General features: G+C 32.4%; 16 protein-coding genes. All 16 read left to right on the plus strand.

The window, feature by feature from the left end:
* Positions 1–5: 5 nt before the first annotated feature.
* Positions 6–1,190, plus strand: coding sequence for a radical SAM/SPASM domain-containing protein (locus DI076_RS03075; RefSeq protein WP_108958565.1), 1,185 nt, complete (start codon positions 6–8; stop codon positions 1,188–1,190).
* A complete protein-coding gene (locus DI076_RS03080; RefSeq protein ID WP_167396499.1) occupies positions 1,187–1,894 on the plus strand; it encodes an SDR family NAD(P)-dependent oxidoreductase in 708 nt (235 codons plus the stop codon). The genes DI076_RS03075 and DI076_RS03080 overlap by 4 nt, the downstream gene beginning before the upstream one ends.
* A 27-nt stretch (positions 1,895–1,921) precedes the next feature.
* Positions 1,922–3,412 (plus strand): hypothetical protein, encoded by a 1,491-nt coding sequence (locus DI076_RS03085; RefSeq protein WP_108958567.1) that lies wholly within the window; start codon positions 1,922–1,924, stop codon positions 3,410–3,412.
* A 76-nt stretch (positions 3,413–3,488) separates the two neighbouring features.
* Positions 3,489–4,589: a CDP-glucose 4,6-dehydratase gene (rfbG, locus tag DI076_RS03090; protein ID WP_108958568.1), complete on the plus strand. Its 1,101-nt coding sequence runs from the start codon at positions 3,489–3,491 to the stop codon at positions 4,587–4,589.
* Positions 4,582–5,007 carry a dTDP-4-dehydrorhamnose 3,5-epimerase gene (locus DI076_RS03095; protein ID WP_108958569.1) on the plus strand — a complete coding sequence of 142 codons (426 nt, stop codon included), beginning with the start codon at positions 4,582–4,584 and terminating at the stop codon, positions 5,005–5,007. The genes rfbG and DI076_RS03095 overlap by 8 nt, the downstream gene beginning before the upstream one ends.
* A complete protein-coding gene (rfbF, locus tag DI076_RS03100; RefSeq protein ID WP_108958570.1) occupies positions 5,007–5,771 on the plus strand; it encodes a glucose-1-phosphate cytidylyltransferase in 765 nt (254 codons plus the stop codon). Before DI076_RS03095 ends, rfbF begins: the two co-directional genes overlap by 1 nt.
* 11 nt (positions 5,772–5,782) lie before the next feature.
* Positions 5,783–6,667, plus strand: a complete 885-nt coding sequence (locus DI076_RS03105) for an NAD-dependent epimerase/dehydratase family protein (protein WP_282432600.1) — start codon at positions 5,783–5,785, stop codon at positions 6,665–6,667.
* Positions 6,660–7,550 (plus strand): glycosyltransferase family 2 protein, encoded by an 891-nt coding sequence (locus DI076_RS03110; RefSeq protein ID WP_108958572.1) that lies wholly within the window; start codon positions 6,660–6,662, stop codon positions 7,548–7,550. The genes DI076_RS03105 and DI076_RS03110 overlap by 8 nt, the downstream gene beginning before the upstream one ends.
* A 77-nt stretch (positions 7,551–7,627) precedes the next feature.
* Positions 7,628–8,746, plus strand: a complete 1,119-nt coding sequence (locus DI076_RS03115) for a hypothetical protein (protein WP_135358376.1) — start codon at positions 7,628–7,630, stop codon at positions 8,744–8,746.
* 143 nt (positions 8,747–8,889) lie between these two features.
* Positions 8,890–10,041 carry a GtrA family protein gene (locus DI076_RS03120; protein WP_108958574.1) on the plus strand — a complete coding sequence of 384 codons (1,152 nt, stop codon included), beginning with the start codon at positions 8,890–8,892 and terminating at the stop codon, positions 10,039–10,041.
* A gap of 282 nt (positions 10,042–10,323) precedes the next feature.
* Entirely contained in the window at positions 10,324–12,180 is a 1,857-nt protein-coding gene (locus DI076_RS03125) for a DUF1420 family protein (protein WP_108958575.1), read from the plus strand.
* 46 nt (positions 12,181–12,226) lie between these two features.
* Positions 12,227–13,369 (plus strand): glycosyltransferase, encoded by a 1,143-nt coding sequence (locus DI076_RS03130; RefSeq protein WP_108958576.1) that lies wholly within the window; start codon positions 12,227–12,229, stop codon positions 13,367–13,369.
* 29 nt (positions 13,370–13,398) lie between these two features.
* Entirely contained in the window at positions 13,399–14,532 is a 1,134-nt protein-coding gene (locus DI076_RS03135; protein ID WP_217349936.1) for an N-acetyl sugar amidotransferase, read from the plus strand.
* A 15-nt stretch (positions 14,533–14,547) separates the two neighbouring features.
* Positions 14,548–15,165 (plus strand): imidazole glycerol phosphate synthase subunit HisH, encoded by a 618-nt coding sequence (gene hisH / locus DI076_RS03140; protein ID WP_108958578.1) that lies wholly within the window; start codon positions 14,548–14,550, stop codon positions 15,163–15,165.
* Complete coding sequence (locus DI076_RS03145) at positions 15,166–15,942, plus strand: AglZ/HisF2 family acetamidino modification protein (RefSeq protein ID WP_108958579.1); 777 nt, start codon at positions 15,166–15,168, stop codon at positions 15,940–15,942.
* A gap of 32 nt (positions 15,943–15,974) precedes the next feature.
* On the plus strand, positions 15,975–17,009 hold the full coding sequence (locus tag DI076_RS03150) for a polysaccharide biosynthesis protein (protein WP_108958580.1): 1,035 nt from the start codon (positions 15,975–15,977) through the stop codon (positions 17,007–17,009).
* Positions 17,010–17,069 lie beyond the last annotated feature (60 nt).

Genomic DNA, 17,069 nt, shown 5'->3' on the forward strand with positions numbered 1-17,069 from the left:
AAAATATGAGTGAGTTGAAACCCAAAGTTTATAAAAAGCATAATAGTTTTGATAATATTTCTTCGAGAATTAAGGAAGCTGTAGATTATCAAAAAATGCGTTCTATAAGGGTATTACGTGATTATCATGATGGTAAAATACCTATTCAGCATTCTATTAAAAATAAATCCAATTTTGCGGAAATATTAAAAAGGGTAGAAAACGATCTAACTAGTGAAATTAAAGATCCGCTGCAGAGTCGATTTGAGATATCTCCATTTGCGGCAGAAGAAATGTATACTTACTCAGATGAAGAATTGATACGTTTCTTTTATCATCGATACCGATATGAAATATTTCCACAAAATTTCGAGTTGGATAATTATCCACCCGCACTACAAATTGAACCTTCTTCTTTATGCAATTATAAGTGTGTCTTTTGTTATCAGACTGACTCAAATTTTTTTAAAAAAACAAATTCATCGATGTCGATGATGTCATTTGAATTTTTTAAAGAGATTGTTGATGAAATAAATGGAGAAATAGAATTTGTAACTTTAGCTTCTCGTGGTGAGCCATTAATGGCTCCAGATATTTCCAAAATTTTAGAATATTCAAATGGTAAATTTCTAAATTTAAAGCTTAATACCAATGCATCTTTACTTACAGAAAGCAAAATCCATTCATTATTATCTGGTTCTGTGAAGACTTTAGTTTTTTCAGCCGACGCAGCAGAAGAACCGCTTTACAGTCAATTGAGAGTAAATGGAAAATTGGATAAAGTTCTTAAAAACATTGAACTATTTCGAACTATAAGAGAGAAAAGCTACCCCAATACTAAAATTATTACAAGAGTTTCAGGAGTTAAAGTTACTGAAAAGCAAGATATGGTTTCAATGGAGAAAGTATGGGGAGGATTGGTTGATCAAATTGCTTTTGTAAATTACAATCCATGGGAGAATATTTATGAATCGTCAGCAAATGGTCAAACTAAGCCTTGCTCAGATTTATATCGAAGAATGTTTGTATGGGCCGATGGTACCACAAATCCATGCGATAGTGATTACAAATCCGAACTTAATGTTGGAAAATTTCCAGATCTAAATATCAGTGAACTTTGGCAGATGAGAAAATACACTAATTTACGAGAGGCACATAAATCAGGTAACCGACAACTAGTTCATCCATGTAAGGGTTGTGCAGTAGTTTGATACCAACTGTGAATAGGGTAGCTCTAATCACTGGAGGAAGTTCAGATATTGGCAAGAAAATTGTACAGAAATTCCTTGATAATAACGTTAAAGTAATTGCTCAATTTAATTCTACCGAAATCGATATTGAAAGTGAAAACTTGAAAACTATCAAATGTTCGTTCAATAAAAAGAAAGATTTAGAGGATTTTGTCCAGACTGTCTTTGAGTGTGAGTCAAATATAGATTTTCTTATCAATGCAGCAGGTATAATTGAAAATTGTAATTTTCTAGAGTGTTCTATGGAAGTAATGAACGAAGTATTTCAAGTGAACTTTTTCTCACATGCTTATCTGATGCAAATGTTTTTCCCTATTATGGTTCGAAATAAATTCGGAAGGATTGTGTCTTTGAGTAGTATTGGATTGAAATTTGGTGGATCAATGAACTCGGCATATTATAGCGCTTCAAAATCTGCCCTGGAAGCAATAACTAGATCCTATGCCAAATTTGGAGCTCAATCTAATGTTCTTTGTAATACGATTAGAGTCGGTGTAATAGATACAAAAATTCATAAAAATAAAGATATGGTAGAACGGTCGAAAATGATTCCAGTGAATCGATTAGGAAGACCTGAAGAGATAGCCGAAATGGTATTTTTTTTGTGCTCAGATAAAAGTGATTTTATCACTGGACAAGAATTTGCTGTAAGTGGCGGAGAATAAGATTCTTTTTTAACTAAACGATAAAGAATGAATTCTGATTTAATCCCTGCGTATTTGCAAAAATATTATAAAGTCTTAAGTAATTTTGTACCCAATGCTTCAAAGTCTTGGTTGTACTCTACTTCCTTTTTCTTTTCCAAAGTTGGAGTCTATGATGCTTATCGAAATTATAGAACGATTGGTTATTTTTTTAAAATAAAACAAATATTGAAATATTATGCATATTCTTACTTAGCGTTATTCAAGTTTGCAATCAATAAACTCATATTTTTTTTATCTAGTTTAAAGTTCTCTATGAATGCTGAGAAATTGGTCATTATAGATACCTATGCGATTGTTGATAATCTTCTAAAAGGCACGAAATTAGCATCTGACTATTTTCCAAATTTGGTAGAAACTTTAAAAGTAAGAGGTTTAGATTATCTTATAATACCTCGTTTTTTTGGTTCAGATAATCCTTTCAAAATTCGGAAAGTTAATAAAATTCTTAAAGAATATGAGGGTAGGGTTGTAACTGAGTTTCAATTGCTTTCCTCTTTAGATTTATTAAAACTTTTTTTCTCCATAACTGTGTATCCTTTTCTTATGCTAAATTTATTATGCAAAATTAAATTAAGTGGGGAAGAACTTGATCCAAGATTAGTTTATTATTTTTGGTCTGATTTAAATGGATCTAATTTTTTTGGAATTCTCAGGTATCTTTTTGGACTAAAGCTTGCGAAAATAATTCCTCCTAATTCGCAAATGGTACAATGGTACGAAGGACAACCATATGAGAAATGTTTGAATCGTGCATTTAGATATAGTAATCTCGAAGTGAAAATATACGGGACTCAGTTTTTCATTTTCCCTCCTGAGTTATTAAATTCCTTTATAGATAGAAATGAATTTCACGAACACTTGCCGGATATTATTTTAGTTAACGGCGCTCATTATTTGGATAAAAACACTGAAATGAGAGTCGGTCCGTCTATGCGATACTCTCGTTTGTTCAAGACTGAAATAGTGGAGCCAAAATCTGAGAAAATATTAGTGCTCTTATCATACTTTCATGAAAGCAATATTTTCATACTAAAACTACTACAACAATTGGGGGCTTATTCAGAAGAATTTTTCTCTATAAAAATGCATCCATCAACAAATATCTCTGAGATTAAAGAATTTTTACCAAAAAACTATAAAATTGTATATGATAATATTTATGACTTGTTTTCAAATCACGGCCTAGTTTTAGGAGCCTCTACTGGAGCACTTGTAGAAGCGATAGCCTGTGGGTTGCCAGTGATTGTAATTTCAGAGAATGGCATGATCGACTATTCTTATCTTCCTGATTTTTGTAAAGGTGTGTTATGGGAAGAGGCCTGTGACTTAGACTCTTTTGAATCTGCCAAAATTAAACTAATCAATGTAATAAGAAAAGAATCTGAACAACGATTAAACATGATTCAAAGAGTCAGAAATGAAATGTTTACTGAACCAACCGAACAAAGAATTCTAGAAGCATTTGAGTTAAGTTGAATTTTTGACAATATCCAAATAATATTTTCATTGAATATTCCCAAGCTAAATTAAGAAACCAGATATAAATATAAAAATGAGTATTTCAAAACATTATAAAAACAAAAAAGTTTTAATCACTGGCCATACAGGATTTAAAGGCGCTTGGCTTACGGCATGGCTTAAAAGGATGGGAGCTGATATTTGTGGGATTTCACTGGATCCCTTAACCAGTCCGAATCATTTCGAAGTTGCCAACCTTCAAGAGGGGATCATTGATCTAAGAATTGACATTCGAGATCCTGCTGGTTTAGAAAAGGCCATCTTAGATTTTAAACCTGATTATGTTTTTCACCTCGCAGCGCAAGCCCTTGTTCGGAAATCCTATAATGACCCATTGGACACTTGGAATACCAATGTTATGGGAACTCTGCATGTATTAGAAGCGCTAAGGAATTTAGACAAACATTGTTCTGCAGTTCTTATCACAAGTGACAAATGTTATGATAATGTTGAATGGATTTGGGGTTATCGTGAGAATGATGCCTTGGGAGGACCTGATCCTTATAGTGCCTCAAAAGGTGCGGCAGAACTTGCTATTAAATCTCATATTAAGTCCTACTTTCCAAAAGATACGAGTAAGGTAAGAATAGCCTCTGCAAGGGCAGGAAACGTAATTGGTGGTGGCGACTGGTCAGAAGATCGTATCGTACCTGATTGTGTGAAAGCGTGGGCAAACCATGAGATCGTAGAACTTAGAAATCCAATGGCAACCAGGCCTTGGCAACATGTATTAGAGCCTTTGAGTGGATATCTAAGTTTAGGTGTTCATTTAAACCAAAATAAAGATTTACATGGTGAACCCTTTAATTTCGGACCATTAGCAAATCAAAATCATAGTGTTCTGGAATTGGTTAAACAAATGTCTATTCATTGGAACCAAGTAAAATGGAAAGATATATCAGGGGAAACAAAAGGTCCCTACGAATCAGGTTTGTTAAAGTTAAATTGTGATAAGGCACTTGCTCATTTAAAATGGGTGGCTGTCATGGGATTTGAAGAAACAGTGCAGTTTACTTCTGAATGGTATAATGCATATTATAGCGATCCATCGGAAATTCAAAAAATGACAGATAGACAAATTGGACTGTATCAAGATAAAGCAAAGTCCAAAGGTTTGGCTTGGGCAAATGACTAAGAAAGACATTATTGTCACTCCATTAAAGGAAATAGAGACTCCGGGCGGAAATGTATTACATGCTATTAAATCTGTGGAAGCAACTTTTAAGGGATTAGGGGAAGTATACTTTTCTTGGATCGAATTTAATTTCATAAAGGCTTGGAAAAGACATAATCGAATGTTTATGAATTTAGTTGTTCCTGTGGGAAATGTGAAGTTTGTTTTTTTTAATGAATCAACAAATGAATTTCGAGTAGAAACTATCGGCGAAAAAAACTACTGCCGTATCTCTGTTCCTCCTGGCATTTGGTTTGGGTTTCAAGGGATAGATTCACCAAAAAGTTTGGTTGTTAACATTTCCGACATTCTTCATGAACCAACAGAGTCTGACAGGTTAGATTTAAAAAGTATCAATTATTATTGGGAGTCTTTTTGATGAAAGCAATCATTTTGGCAGGTGGGTTTGGGACAAGGCTTTCCGAATACACAGATGTGATTCCGAAACCAATGGTTCCCATTGGAGGAAAGCCAATCCTATGGCATATCATGAATCACTTTGCGCGGTTTAATCACAATGATTTTTACATTGCTCTTGGTTACAAAGCAGAAGTTGTGAAAGAATATTTTTTAAACTACCGCTCCTTAAATTCTGATTTTTCAGTGAATTTAGAAACAGGCAAAATCACCCATTATAATTCACCTAAAGTAGATTGGAACGTTACCTTAGTCAATACAGGAGCTAACACCATGACAGGTGGGAGGCTTTTGAGAATGAAGGAGATCATTGGAAACGAGACCTTCTTACTCACTTATGGTGACGGACTTTCTAATGTTGATATTGATAAATTAATACAATTTCATAAATCTCATAAAAAAATGATTACTGTGACTGCGGTGCATCCTGGTGCTAGATTTGGTGAATTGGAAATCGAAACAGGTAGAGTCATTAGCTTTCAAGAAAAACCACAGACAACACAAGGATGGATTAATGGTGGTTTTTTTGTGATTGAACCTAATTTTTTTGATCTTCTGGAAAACGACCAAACGATTCTAGAAAAATCTCCATTGGAAACAGCATCTAAAAATGGCGAACTTATGGCATACCAACATGAAGGTTTTTGGCAATGTATGGATACAAAGAGAGACAAAGATCATCTTGAAGAATTATTTCAATCGGGAAGGGCTCCCTGGCTAAATTAAAACTACTCGTCATTGGTGGAACCGGTTTTATCGGGTCTCATATAGTCCAAAAAGGGATCGATAGTGGACTGGAAGTTACTTCCCTTTCACTAACGAAAAATCCAAATAAGGATAAGGTTATTTCAATACAAGCTGATCTATCGGATTGTGTATCGTTGCATTCCATTCTATCAAATGAAAGTTATGATTTTGTGATTCATTGCGGCGGTTACATCGATCATTCATTGTTTGAAAATGGTGGTCAAAAAGTAATTTCCGATCACTTAACTTCTCTTTTTGGTTTAGTTTCCGCTTTAGATAGATCAAAATTAAAAAAGTTTTTATATCTAGGAAGTAGTGATGAGTATGGAAATTCTCCTTCGCCACAAAAGGAAACCTTTCGTGAAAATCCAATTTCACCATATTCCTTTGCCAAAGCTTCTGCTTCTCATTTTTTACAAATGCTTTGGAGGACTGAAAAATTTCCAGCTTCGGTTGCTAGATTGTTTTTAACGTATGGTCCAGGGCAAGATGATAAAAGATTTTTACCTCAAATCATCAAAGGTTGTTTAAAAGATACAGTGTTTCCGTCATCTCTTGGGGAACAAAGTAGGGACTTTTGTTATATAAGTGATACAGTGGAAGGATGTTTCAAAATATTGGAAACAAATGATGCCAATGGCGAAATTTTTAATATTGCCTCTGGTGAAAAAATCACGATACGGCAGATCATTGAAAAGGTAGTGTCGATCATCGGAAAAGGTAAACCTGTTTTCGGAAAAGTACCTTATAGAGTTGGAGAAAACATGAAATTATTTGCAGATATTGCTAAAGCAAAAAGGATACTAAGTTGGGAGCCGAAAGTTTCTTTAGAGGACGGATTAAAGAAAACTATTCATTATTACGAAAATGTCTGATCAAGGAAATGAAAATAATATTGTAAGCGTAATAATGAACTGCTACAATGGCGAAGCGTATCTGCAAGAGGCAATTGATAGTATATTAAATCAAACTTACCCATATTGGGAGCTTATATTTTGGGACAATCAGTCGACAGATGATAGTTCTAAGATAGTCAAATCTTACGACGATACTAGGATCAAATATTATTATTCACCCATTCATACAAAGTTATACGGTGCAAGAAATCTGGCCTTAGAAAAGGCTACTGGAAGGTATATAGCTTTTTTGGATACTGATGATATTTGGTTGCCCGAAAAACTTGAAAAACAGCTAAATGCTCTAAAGCAGACTGGCTATTCTTTTGCTTGTTCGAATTACGACCTAATAGACTCCAAATCAAGAAAATTAAAAAAAGCTATCCGATTCAACAAAGCTTCAGGATTTATAACGGAAAAATTAGTTAGTGACTACTATCTTGGAATATTAACTGTGATTTTTGAAAAGAGTATACTTACAACGACTAAACTTAGATTCAATGAGAATTATGATCATATTGGTGATTTTGATCTATTTTTAAAAATATCGGAAGAATATGAAATACATTACGACTCATCTTCTTTGGCAAGCTACAGAATACATGGCAATAACTTATCGTCTAAAAAACAATTAGAGTTACTTCGTGAGTTAAGTGTAATGATTCGGGAACTTGAGAAGCGGTTATTCTATTCTGATAAACTTAAATTGATTTTAGCACTGAAACAGCTTAGGACTTTTATGTTCTTAAAAATTGCAATGCATAGTAGAAAAAAAATTTTCCCAGCTCTTATGTTGAAATTTATTTACTTGGATCCACTTAAATTTTTAAAATTATTGATTTTGACTATTATGTGTTTGTAAAGTTATTTAATAGGCCTTATCTTAGATGGGTTGGATTGAATCAATTAGAACAATTAATAAAAAAGGAGAGTTGTAAAATGAAAGTTGAAGGGTCTCAATTGCATCGTAATTTGTTTCAAAAAGACGGTTTTTTTTATCTTATATTATTTCTTGGTTTTACATTTGTATATTATACAATATTAATTAAATATTGGGGCAGCGATTTTGTTGGTGAAATGGATAAAATCGGAGACAATGGGCCATTTAAAACGATTGTGAAGTGTATCGATTTGAAGGATTGCGAGCTTGCAAAAGATGTATATGTGTTCTGGGGATATCCCATTCTATCCTATTTATTTGGAAAGGTGACTTTCTTGAGTATTAATTATGCGATGATAGGTATCAATATTATAGCCGCTATAATTCTTTTCTTTGTTCTGTCGAAACTATTCAATAGTTTTACAGCAATTGTTTTTAATATTTATTCTTATGACTGGATACAACGAGTTTTAAGTGGAGGAAGTGAGCCTTTATTCATGGTATTTTTATTTCTTGCGATTTATGCGTATAAGAAAAATAAAAATATATTTTTAGTAGGATTGTTGATCGGAATTTCAAACACAATTAGACCTCTAGGAGTCTTCTTATTAGGTTCAATTATATTGGATTTGATTCTAAAGAAGCGCTTTGTGGAGATATTGAAGCTTGTTTTTACTTTTTTAATAATAGTTATCGGCTATCACTTATATTTGAATTATGCTTTAGGAAAAGGTTTCGCAAACTATACCAATTATCAGTCCAGTTGGGATTCTAAGTCACCGATATCATTTCCCTTTGTTGCATTATTGAATGGATTGTATGCGCTTGATACAGGTATATTAAATAGGATAAAGCTGTGGATTTATTTCCTGGTTTCATTAATTCCAATTTTTGTTATATTCCTTCGAGATAAAGGTCTTCGAGAGTTTGGATTTTATCGAACTGAGTTATTTTTTGCTGCAGCGTATTTCCTTTTTATAGTTTCATACAATACTACTTTTTGGATTGCTCACATTTATCCAAGAATCTTTTTGCCGATAGCTCCCATTTGTATTTACCTAATATTCCATAAAAAAGTATACATCCCTTTTAATCAGAAAGTGTTTATTTTACTTGCAGCTTTTTGTATGGCAGTCTTATCGAGTATTTCAACCATAGGGATACAGAATGTAATTTAAATTGAACTATATTTGTATTTTATTGATATTTTAGGAAATTATCAAATTAAGCATTACAGGATATGCTTTTTAAAGTGAAGCCTATCTTTTTTAAGGAAATAGCAAAAATAAAGTCGTGGTGGCGATGTTAAAAATAATATAATATGTTAAGAAAGATATTTTCAATCATTGAAGGGAAACATTACCGATATTTAATTATTGGATTTGTTGTTTTTGTTATAAATTTTAAGTTTACGTTGTTTTTTTCGGCTCTACAGCTATTTTCAGATAAGAAGCTAAGTATGTTTGTTTCTTATGTAATTTCCATTGAAATTGCACTCTTGATCTCTTTTCCATTGCATAAATATATAACTTGGTTGGAGTCCGATGCGACCAATATTTATAAGCAATTGTTAAGGTTTCATTGGATTTCTTTATTCGGTATAATACTTAGGTTGTTATTGTTCTATTGGTTTTTAAGTATTAATTTTGGAATGGAAGTCTCAATTATACTTTCAACAGGAACAGTTGTTTTGTTGAATTTTGTTGGATTTGAATTAGTTGTATTTACTGATAAAAGCAAAATGCAGATTCAAGAAAATGAATTTGTTTATGGGTATTCTGGTAATGGTATTGTTGCTTTAGAAACTGTTGAAGAAGCTAAACTATATAATAAATGGATTGCCGAGAAAATAGAAGATTACTTGGGTGACAAAAATTTAGAAATTGGTGCAGGTACTGGAACTATCGCATCTATTCTATCGGAAAGATATCCTTTATATTTATATGAAATTTCCAAAGCAAATAATGAGTTCTTGAAAGAAAGATTTAAAGATAATTCAAATATAGTATCAATTGGTTTCGATTTTTTATCGGTAGATGAAACAGAAAAATTTTCTTGTATATATTCGAGTAATGTTTTGGAGCATTTGGAGGATGATGTTCATTTTGTAAACAAAGGTTTGGATCTCTTGAAAGTTGGCGGTTTCTTCGTTGCTATTGTTCCAGCAATGATGGTTCTTTTCTCCAGTTTTGATAAAAGCATTGGACATTACCGGAGATATACGAAAAATGATATAAAACGTTGGAAGACTGCTTTGAGTAATCGAGATGATATAAAAATTATCGCTTCAGACTATTTTAATCCGATTGGTGCAGTGGGTTGGTATATCAAGATGAAATTGCTTAAACAAAAGAAAATAAATAAAAGTGACGCATTGTTAATGAATGCAATAATTCCTTTTGTTTCTTGGCTGGATCTTTTTTGGTTTGGATTTGGCCAAAGTATGCTTATTGTTTTGAAAAAGGTTAAATAATTAAATGGATAATTCTAATTCTCTATATCTATTGAGGATGATATTTCCATCTCGAATTTATTTAAAAAACGCTTTTTCTTAATTTATGTAGATTTCAACTCGAACATAACAACATTTCCAAATTAGCAAAATTAATCTTTTTATATTCTTTCTTCATTGAGAGTCATTTGCTTAAACCTCTTCTTTGAGTAAATTTTTTGTTCTTTGGGATAATTAGATAATCACTAATTTCGAACGTATATGCCGCTAAGAATGCTTACTTAGTGGTTTTAATCTAGATTTATGTATAAAAATTTAAACGATTTAATACTGCATCCATTTATATCATTTTTATTTTCAGTAATTTTGTTATTAGGTCTATCTTCATTTGGTTTTATATTATTTTTTCTTTTAGATCAAATATTTAAAAAAAGTTTATTTGCGAAATTTAAGAAGAGATTTCTTGATCAGCTTGTTTTTGGGTTTATCTTGATTTCAATTTTAATAAACTATTTAGTTTTATTTGAACTGATTCGCCCTACAGGTGTTAAATCGATAAGTGTTTTGATCTGTATATTTGGAATTTTATTTTTACCGATAGTTCTAAATAAAATTTATAATGTAAGAAGGTTTTATTTTAAACAAATTCGTGAAATTGAGTTTCCTGATGTTTTGATTTTTGGAAATTTGATAGGTTATTTTTTACTTTCTATAGCACCTCCGACTGATGCGGACTCCCTCAATTATCATCTCTCGATTCCTTTGATTTTCTTAAATGAAAATAATATAATTCCTGATTTAGGATTTTTTCACGAACGTTTAATAGGCTCCGGAGAGATTTTTGGGTTAGTATATTTGAATCTTGGGGCTGAACAATTTTCAAGCTTACTTCAGTTTGTTGGAATTCTCTTGATTTTAAGGGGCTTTAAGAAATTGGGAAATTTAGATAAAAAATTTACCAAGTTTATCCAGATAACATTCTTATCTATTCCTGTCTTGATTTTTCTTGTGTCTTCTTCAAAAATGCAGATGTTTCCTCTAGGAATTATTTCTTTTGGGCTCGTTAACATTTTTCGATTAGTTTCGAAAAAAAATGAAAATAGTTTAATGCTTTTTGTTTTTATTATTCCTGTCGTTTTTTCCGTATCTTTGAAGTATTCTTTTTTGTTATATGCATGGTTAGTCTTTATATTTTTAGTATTCAACTTTAAATCGAAAAAAAGAATCTTTTTGTTTTCGATGCTTTTTCTTTTGATTTATCTGATTTTCATATTGCCTTTTGCTTATTATCGGGTGAAATATTTGGGGGTAAGTGTATTCTATAGTGCGATTGATCCTTTAAACGGAGACATCCCTGGATTAGGGAAATTTAAAGATTATTTAAAATCATATCAGGATACATCTCTTGGATTTCCTTATTTTTTGTTTTTTCCAAATTACAAATCACCTGGGACTACCTTTATCGGCGCTTCTTTGTTAATTTTGCTTTTGGCTTTTGATAATCTCAAATATAAAAGATTCAATGGATTGTTTCTCCTTTTTTTGTTGGATCTCCTCTTGACTCGTTTTTTTTTGCAGCAGAGTTCGCGTTTTTATTTAGAAAGTTTCGCTTTGCTTTGTGTATATTTATTAACTATCTCTGATTCAGAGAATAGAAGAAAATTGATACGATTCATTCAAATTCCAATATTTTCTCAAGCATTGATTGTTTTACTCATTTCAATTTATTTTGGAATCAATTTAGTGACTGGATTATTTTCTGTCTCGAGTCGAAAAAATATGATGAGAGAGAACGCTTTTGGATATGGATTGTCTGAAATGTCATATGAAAGTTTGCCAGTAAACTCTAAGCTTTTATTTAATCATACCTCATTGGTATTTTCTAAGAGAAGACCTTTTTCAGACGATTGGATGCGTTTTGTTGATACTTGTGATGATTTTAAATACTTTATTACATATTTACAGAAAAGTGGAGTAAACTATTTTTTGGTCAGGGATGGAAATTATAGTGATCGATACTTATTTAATGATTCAATGATTAATGAAGCAATATTAGATATCCCTAAGGAGTCGAGGATACCTTTAAATCGGAACCAAAAATATTCTGCAAAAATCGTAAAATTGAATAAAGAAAATTGGATGGGATGTTTTAGGAAATAAATTTAATGAGTAATTTTTTTGTATATTTATTTGGATTATCATTGCTATGATTTTAGGTATCGATGCTTCTCGTAATCGTTCCGGAGGTGCAGTCAATCACATTATTGGAATCATCACTTATTTCCGTATTGAAAAGCATGGGATTGATCATATTCATCTTTGGTCTTATCCGGATTTATTGGATAAAATTCCTGATTTTCCATGGTTGTCAAAACATTCCCCACCTGCTTTAAAAAAAACTCTTTTATCCCAATTGATTTGGCAAAGATTCATGTTAATCAAAGAAGCTCAACGTCTGTGCTGTGATTTAATGTTTGATACTGATGCAGGTTCAATTTCTGCATTTAAGCCATATGTTTCAATGAGCCAGGATTTGTTAAATTTTGAAAAAGATTCAACCAAATCCTATCGTATCGGATTCGCTTGGCTTCGTCTCAAGGTATTGTATTATGTGCAGAAGAATTCTTTTCGTAATGCAAATGGTGTCATATTCTTGACCAAGTATTCTAGTAATGTTATCCAAAAACATACAGGAAAATTAACTAATGTAAGGATTATTCCACATGGAATTGATCCAGGTTTCAATAAAGATTTAAAACTAAAGAATTCACTAAGGAATAATGTAATCGATTGTATTTATATTTCTCCAATTTTGGAGTATAAAAATCACCTTCAGGTATTAGATGCTATTTTCCGTTTGCGAAAAGATGGAATCCAAATTAGAATTACTTTAGTTGGAGATGATAGAACTGATTTTGGTAAATTTGTTTTAGAGAAAGCAAAAGAATATGACCCCAATGCGGAATTTATTTTTATTCTCGGAAAAAAAAATCATGAAAATTTGCCTGAAATACAGTCTAGATTTGACTTTGTAATTTTTGCATCTGGAGTGGAGAACATGCCAATTACCCTTATGGAGTCGATGCTTATGGGGTTACCAATTGCATGCTCTAATCAGGGGCCAATGCCGGAAGTATTGGGCGATGCTGGTGTTTATTTTGATCCGTATTCTGTTGCATCTATTTATTCAACATTAGAACAACTTGTTCGAAATGATAAGTTAAGATTGAATATAGGTAAGAAAGCAAAACAATTAGCATTAAATTATACATGGGACAAATGCTCCGAAAATACATTTTCGTTTTTGGAAGAAATTGGAAAGGACTTTAATAAAAATAAGAGGAAATAGTTTATCTATTTATTTAATTATAAATGAACTTGAGTTACCAAATCTGTACGAAAACTGTAATTGATTCAACCCTTCCTGATGTAACATTTGATAAAAATGGAATCTCCAGTGTATACTGGGATTTTCAGAACAATGTAAAACCTAATTGGTTTCCAAATGAGAAAGGACACAAAATTCTAGAGAGTTACGTAGATCAAATCAAGAAGTCTGCAAAGAATAAAGATTTTGATTGCATATTAGGGCTAAGTGGTGGAGTTGATAGTTCCTATATGTTGCACACGATGGTTAAAGAATATGGTCTTAAGCCTCTTGTGTTTCATGTTGATGGCGGATGGAATTCTGAAATGGCCGTGAATAATATAAGTAAACTTGTAGATAAGTTAAACTTAGATCTATTTACAGAAGTTATCAATTGGAATGAAATGAGAGATTTTCAATTAGCATGGTTTAAGTCAGGAGTACCTCATATAGATATTCCGCAGGATCATGCTTTTGGAGCTGTGCTATATAAATTCTCAGACAAATATAATATCAAATATATACTCAATGGCGGCAATATCGCAACTGAATGTGTCATTATGCCGTATAAGTATTATTATTGGGGTACTGATTTAGTTCATATACGAGATATCATCAAGAAATTTGGAACAGTCCCAATGAAGACTTATCCTTTCAGTTCGGTCTATAGACATAAAATCTATCAGAAGTATATTAAAGGGATGAAAGTTCTAAAACCATTAAATTTTATGCCTTATTCCAAAAACTTGGCAATTGAAACTTTGGAGAAGGAATACGGATGGAAATCATATGGGCAGAAACATTTTGAGTCCAGATTTACGCGATTTTATGAAGGTTATTGGTTGCCTACTCGTTTCAATTTTGATGTAAGAAGGAATCAGCTTTCAAGTCTGATATTAACGGGCCAAACAACGCGGGAGGAATCACTTGAAGTTTTAAAAAAACCTTCGTATGATCCAGAATTTCTCAAACAAGATTTTGAATTCATTGCTACAAAGCTTGGGATAAGTGCGGATGAATTGGATCATTACCACAAGATGGATTTGAAGTTTTACTGGGATTATAAAAATGATCATAACAAACTTAAATTTTTGGAAAATATAATTACATTTTTGAACGTAGGTAGAAGGGGTGGAGCTTTTTAGCGATTACTCATATTTATGCTAACAATTATTGATTATGGTTTAGGGAATATACTCTCATTTCAAAATGTTTACAAAAGGATTAATATTGAAACTCGGATTGCAAAATCTATAGCTGATTTAGAAAATGCAACTAAGCTAATCCTTCCAGGTGTCGGTGCTTTTGATCATGCAGTAGACCTTTTAAATGCCTCTGGAATGCGAAGTAAAATAGAGGAATTGGTATTTCAAAAAAAAACTCCCATAATAGGAATTTGCGTTGGTATGCAAATTTTGGCAAATTCAAGTGAAGAAGGCACCAAACCTGGATTAGGTTGGATCGCTGGTTCTGTTAAAAAATTTGATTTTCGTAAGTTAGAAAAAAAGATTCCCATGCCACATATGGGATGGAACGACGTACAACCAAATGAAGAAGGCTCAGAATTGTTTCGCGGGTTGGATTCGGATTCACGGTTTTATTTTTTACATTCCTATTATTTTGAATGCACCGATAAACAAAACGAAATTTCTAAAACAGACTATGGAAATAGTTTTTCAAGTGCTATCAAAAAGAATCATATCTATGGTGTGCAATTCCATCCAGAAAAGAGTCATCACTCTGGCCAAATACTTTTAAAAAATTTTGCTGAGATATAAATGCTAAGACCCAGAATAATTCCTTGTTTGCTAGTGAAAGATGGTGGTCTTGTGAAAACACAGAAGTTTTCGGAGCCAAAATATGTAGGTGATCCGATTAATGCTGTCAAAATCTTTAATGAAAAAGAAGCTGATGAGTTGATCGTAATTGATATTGATGCAACTCGATATGCAAAGGATCCTGATTTAAAACTTTTACAAAATCTTGCTAATGAAAGTCGAATGCCTATGTGCTATGGTGGCGGTGTAAAGACTGTTAGTCAAGCTAAGGCCGTTGTTTCTATCGGTATAGAAAAGGTGGCTTTAAGTTCTATAGTTGTAGAGAATCCTAATATCATCTCAAATATAGCAGATGAAATAGGAAGTCAAAGTGTTGTTGCTGTACTTGATATAAAGAAAAAAAAGCTAAGTTCTAAGTATGAAATTTGGACTCATAACGGGACAAAAAATTCCAAATTAGACCCTGTCGATTTTTCACTTGAGCTTCAAAGTTTAGGTGCAGGAGAAATAGTCATAAACTCAATCGATCATGATGGTATGATGGATGGTTTGGATTTTCCTATCCTTGAAAAAATTTACAATCAATTATCAATTCCCATGACGATCGTCGGAGGAGTTGGCAGCCTAAAAGATATTGAAGAAGCCGTGCAAAAATTTAAGTATATTGGTGTTGGAGTTGGTAGTTTCTTTGTTTTTAAAGGGAAGTACCGAGCAGTGATGATAAATTACCCTACGATAGAAGAAAGAGATCATATTGTAGCAAATACGTTATTATAAAAAAATGAAATTAAACGCTGGAAAAAATAAATATGTTTAATAATAAAACATTACTCATTACGGGTGGGACTGGTTCTTTTGGGAAAGCTGTTCTGAATCGTTTCTTAAGTTCAGAGATCAAAGAGATAAGAATCTTTAGTCGAGATGAAAAAAAACAAGATGATCTCAGAAAAAAATATAACAATCCAAAGATTAAGTTTTTTTTGGGAGATGTGAGGGATGCTTCTTCTTTAACAGGTGCATTTTCAGGTGTTGATTACATTTTTCATGCTGCGGCATTAAAGCAGGTTCCTTCTTGTGAATTTTTTCCTATGGAAGCATTTAAAACTAATGTGATGGGAACAGAAAATGTTTTGCAGGTTGCATATGATCTTGGTATTAAAAAAGTAATTTGTTTGAGCACAGATAAGGCAGTTTACCCCATCAATGCAATGGGAATTTCGAAAGCCATGATGGAAAAAGTTATGGTAGCAAAAACTAGAAATTTTGACGAATCACGTATGATTGTTTGTGGAACCAGGTATGGAAATGTAATGGCATCAAGGGGTTCTGTAATTCCACTTTTTGTCGACCAACTCCTAAAAAAACAAGCCTTTACAATTACCGACCCGAATATGACGCGTTTTATGATGACATTGGACGATGCCGTAGAGCTTGTGTTGTATGCCTTTGAAAATGGAAACAATGGAGATATATTTGTTCAAAAATCTCCTGCAGCGACGATAGAGATTCTTGCGAAAGCAATTCTTGATCTTTTTAACAAAATGGACCATCCAATCAAAACAATTGGTACTAGACACGGTGAAAAATTGTATGAAACTCTATTAAGTAGAGAAGAAATTACATCTGCAGAAGATAGAGGTGATTATTTCCGAATTCCACCTGATTTAAGGGATTTGAACTACGACAAATTTGTAGAGCAAGGGGAAGGGAAAATTTCTATCACAGAAGATTATAATTCTCATAATACCAAAAGACTCAATTTGGAAGAAATGAAATCTCTCCTTTTAAAACTTTCTTTTATTCGAGATATTTTGGATGGGAAAGATGCAGAAACTTGGGATTAATTAACCATGTTTTTTGTTTTAGAAATAATAATTGGTTATATTTCCCTAGGATCAGTCATT

It is taken from the genome of Leptospira ellinghausenii (assembly GCF_003114815.1).
Taxonomy (GTDB): Bacteria; Spirochaetota; Leptospiria; order Leptospirales; family Leptospiraceae; genus Leptospira_A; species Leptospira_A ellinghausenii.

Excerpts from the sequence above, each read along its gene's own strand:
- DI076_RS03095 (WP_108958569.1), top strand. The coding sequence starts at position 4,582 with ATGACTAAGAAAGACATTATTGTCACTCCATTAAAGGAAATAGAGACT.
- DI076_RS03110 (WP_108958572.1), top strand. The coding sequence starts at position 6,660 with ATGTCTGATCAAGGAAATGAAAATAATATTGTAAGCGTAATAATGAAC.
- rfbF (WP_108958570.1), top strand. The coding sequence starts at position 5,007 with ATGAAAGCAATCATTTTGGCAGGTGGGTTTGGGACAAGGCTTTCCGAA.
- DI076_RS03130 (WP_108958576.1), top strand. The coding sequence starts at position 12,227 with ATGATTTTAGGTATCGATGCTTCTCGTAATCGTTCCGGAGGTGCAGTC.
- DI076_RS03145 (WP_108958579.1), top strand. The coding sequence starts at position 15,166 with ATGCTAAGACCCAGAATAATTCCTTGTTTGCTAGTGAAAGATGGTGGT.
- DI076_RS03115 (WP_135358376.1), top strand. The coding sequence starts at position 7,628 with ATGAAAGTTGAAGGGTCTCAATTGCATCGTAATTTGTTTCAAAAAGAC.
- DI076_RS03085 (WP_108958567.1), top strand. The coding sequence starts at position 1,922 with ATGAATTCTGATTTAATCCCTGCGTATTTGCAAAAATATTATAAAGTC.
- DI076_RS03150 (WP_108958580.1), top strand. The coding sequence starts at position 15,975 with ATGTTTAATAATAAAACATTACTCATTACGGGTGGGACTGGTTCTTTT.
- DI076_RS03120 (WP_108958574.1), top strand. The coding sequence starts at position 8,890 with ATGTTAAGAAAGATATTTTCAATCATTGAAGGGAAACATTACCGATAT.
- hisH (WP_108958578.1), top strand. The coding sequence starts at position 14,548 with ATGCTAACAATTATTGATTATGGTTTAGGGAATATACTCTCATTTCAA.
- DI076_RS03075 (WP_108958565.1), top strand. The coding sequence starts at position 6 with ATGAGTGAGTTGAAACCCAAAGTTTATAAAAAGCATAATAGTTTTGAT.
- DI076_RS03125 (WP_108958575.1), top strand. The coding sequence starts at position 10,324 with ATGTATAAAAATTTAAACGATTTAATACTGCATCCATTTATATCATTT.
- rfbG (WP_108958568.1), top strand. The coding sequence starts at position 3,489 with ATGAGTATTTCAAAACATTATAAAAACAAAAAAGTTTTAATCACTGGC.